Consider the following 3,303-nt stretch of genomic DNA (forward strand, 5'->3'; position numbering starts at 1 on the left):
TGAGTGATTAAATCTTCGTAATATTGTTTTAATTCGTACCTCAAGTTCTCTTGGGTCATATGGTTTTGGTAAATAATCATCAGCACCTAATTGTAAAGCTGTAACTTTATCAGCTATATCACTTCTAGCACTAGAAATTATAATTGGTATATCAAAATCTTTAACAATTGCTTTACAAACATCTAATCCATCCATTCCAGGTAGCGTTAAATCTAATATGATTAAATCATATTTCTTTAACTTTAGTGAAGAAAGAGCCATAAAAGGCTCTTCATAATTTGTAACATTGATATTAAATTGTTTTAAATATTGTGTTAAAACATCTGCTAATTCTACATCATCTTCTAACATTGCAATTTCTATCAAGGTTTATCCTTTTTATTTCTTTTTATTAATTAATTCTTCAAATTTTATTTTTTGTTTTTCATCTAATATAGCATAAGCTTTTTCTATTAATTGAGCTTTTGATTTTAACATATTCTCTCTTTTTTCACTCATATTTTTAATATATAAATCTTTATTAAAAGTTTGATTTTTAAATACTTCATTTAATGAGTCTCTTTTTGTTCTAAACTCTTTGATTAAATTCATCATCTTTTCTTTTTGCTCAACACTTAAATCTAATTGCTTAAACTTATTGATTATTGGCATTTTCATTTTTGAAGATGAATGTTTATAATGATTTGAATGATTTACATCATTTTTATTATCATTGTTTCTCTCACAATTTGCATAAACACTTGTAACAACAACTGTACTTAAAACTAAACCTGCTAATACTTTTTTCATTTTTGACATTTTAAATCCTTATTATTTTTTGATATAAGAAGTATAATATTAGGGTTTTAACCAATTATGAATTTAATATTAACGAAATATTAATTGCATATTTTATTTAACTTTGACTATAATGATTAAAATTATAAAAAAAGAATTAATATGAAACTATCTTCGCATATATCAAAAACAATTTTTATCATAAGCTTTGTCTCTATTTCACTAGCCTTTATTATCTCTTTAGTATTTCAATATAGTAGCTACAAAAGAGATTCAGAACATATTCAAAATGTGTTTATGGAAATAAAAAAAGAGAATATAAAAAGAGAAGTTTTAAGAGTACATGACTTTATTGATAAAAAACAAGAAGAGATTCAAAATAAATTAAAACAAAGATTAAAAGAGAGAGTTTTAATAGCTCATAAAATTGCCTTATCAATTTATGAAGAGAATAAAGATATAAAATCAGAAGAAGAGATTAAATATCTAATTGTAACAACATTAAAAAATCTATCATATAAAAACAAAAATTCATATATCTTTGCAAACTCTAATGATTCTAAACCTATATTATTTAATAAAAAATCTAAATTAAACGATAAAATTAAAACATCTGAATTTAAGAAAAGTATTTATGATGCAATTGCTAAAAGACAATCTACTCTTGCTTTAGAAAAAGATTCTGGTTATATTCTAAATGATTTTATAAAGCCTGATACTGATGATAAAACATTATATAAAAAACTTAGTTTTATTAAGCTATTTAAACCATATAACTGGCATATAGGAACAGGTGAATATGTTGATACTTTAACACAGCAAACTAAAAATGAGTTATTAGATTGGATTGCTACTGTTAGATTTGGACAAAATGGTTATATTTTTGTAAATGATTTAAAAAAACAATCATTAATTTTTGATGGAAAGAAACTAAGCCCACCTGCAAAACATACACGTCCTGATTTATATCAATTACAACTTGATGCTATAAAGCCTGAAAGTGATGGCTTTATGCTTTATAAATTTAAAAAGATTAATACAAAAATCTCTTATAGTAAAATTTCTTATGTAAAAGAGTATAAAAAATGGGGTTGGATAATTGGTACAGGTTTATATCTTGATGATATGGACAAAGAATTAGCAAGAAAAGAGGGAGTTTTAAAAGATGCTATTAACAATCAAATAACTACTATTTTTTTAATAATATTATTACTTACAATTATAATATACTATATCTCTAAAAAAATATCTCAATATATGGATAAAAATATATACCATTTAATTAATTCATTTAAATATGCTTCATCAAATTCAGAAGAGATAGATACTAAAGAGCTAACATATCAAGAGTTTGAAGTATTAGGTAAAAGCTTAAATAAAACATTAAAAGCAAGAAATAAATCAGAAGCTAAACTTCAAGACTATATAAAAATTGTAAATGAAAATGTAATTATCTCAACTACTGATAAAAGAGGAATAATTACAAGTGTAAGTGAAGCTTTCTGTGAAATATCAGGTTATACAAAAGAAGAACTTATTGGCAAATCCCATAATATTGTAAGACAAAAAGATACACCAAAAGAGTTATATAAACAGATGTGGAACTGTATTCAAAATGGTAAATCTTGGGTTGGTGAAATTAAAAATAGAAATAAAGAAGGCGGTGAATATTGGGTAGAGGCAATTATTCAACCAATTTTTAATAAACAAGATATTAGTGGATACACAGCAATTAGGCATGATATTACAGATAAGAAAAAAGTTGAATACTTATCTATTACAGATGAATTAACAAATCTTTATAATAGAAGGTTTTTTAATCAAAAAATTGAAGAAGAGATAAATAGAGCAAAAAGAGAAGATTATTATCTTTCTTTTATTATGTTAGATATTGACTACTTTAAAAAGTATAATGATACTTATGGTCATCAAGCAGGTGATAATGCTTTAACAAAGGTTGCAAAAGAATTAGCCTTACATAATCATAGAGCTAGTGACTTTGTATTTAGATTAGGTGGAGAAGAGTTTGGAATTTTATTTTTATATAAAGATAAAGAATCATCATTAGAGTTTGCAAACTTCTTAAGAACTTGTATTGAAAAACTAGAAATAGAACATAAACAAAATTCTGCAAGTAAATATGTAACTGTATCAATGGGCTTAGTAGTAAGAAAAGGTAAAGATATTATAGATAGTGATGATTTATATAAACTTGCTGATGAAGCTCTATATAAAGCAAAAGAATCAGGAAGAAACACTACTTATATTATGTAGTGTTTCTTTAAAGATTAAAGTAAATGCCCTGCTAAATTACCACTAGAAAAAGACCATTGCAGATTATAACCTCCACAAGGTCCATCTAAATCCATAACTTCTCCACAAAAATATAAACCTTTTATTAGTTTACTTTGCATTGTATTTGGATCAATCTCTTTTAATGTAACACCACCTCTTGTAATCATAGCTTTTTTAAAACCAATTGATTCAGTTACTGTAAAAGGTGTATTCGCAATAATTTTCACTAAG

The 3,303-nt window shown here is 24.6% G+C and carries 4 protein-coding genes; 1 reads left to right on the forward strand and 3 read right to left on the reverse strand.

Going from position 1 to position 3,303, the window contains the following annotated elements:
* Both ACERKK_RS12365 and ACERKK_RS12370 read right to left on the reverse strand, forming a co-directional pair.
* Positions 1-366: response regulator transcription factor (locus ACERKK_RS12365; protein ID WP_373773382.1), on the reverse strand; the 366-nt coding region annotated here is incomplete at its 3' end.
* 12 nt (positions 367-378) lie between these two features.
* On the reverse strand, positions 379-798 hold the full coding sequence (locus tag ACERKK_RS12370) for a Spy/CpxP family protein refolding chaperone (RefSeq protein WP_373773383.1): 420 nt from the start codon (positions 796-798) through the stop codon (positions 379-381).
* Positions 799-939: 141 nt separating this feature from the next.
* Here ACERKK_RS12370 and ACERKK_RS12375 point away from each other — a divergent pair, with 141 nt between their 5' ends.
* A complete protein-coding gene (locus ACERKK_RS12375; protein ID WP_373773384.1) occupies positions 940-3,051 on the forward strand; it encodes a cache domain-containing protein in 2,112 nt (703 codons plus the stop codon).
* Between the two features lie 14 nt (positions 3,052-3,065).
* Here the strand turns inward: ACERKK_RS12375 and ACERKK_RS12380 are convergent.
* On the reverse strand, positions 3,066-3,303 hold a 238-nt coding region (locus ACERKK_RS12380; protein WP_373773385.1), incomplete at its 5' end, for an NAD(P)/FAD-dependent oxidoreductase.

The organism is Poseidonibacter sp. (assembly GCF_041821165.1).
GTDB lineage: Bacteria > Campylobacterota > Campylobacteria > Campylobacterales > Arcobacteraceae > Poseidonibacter.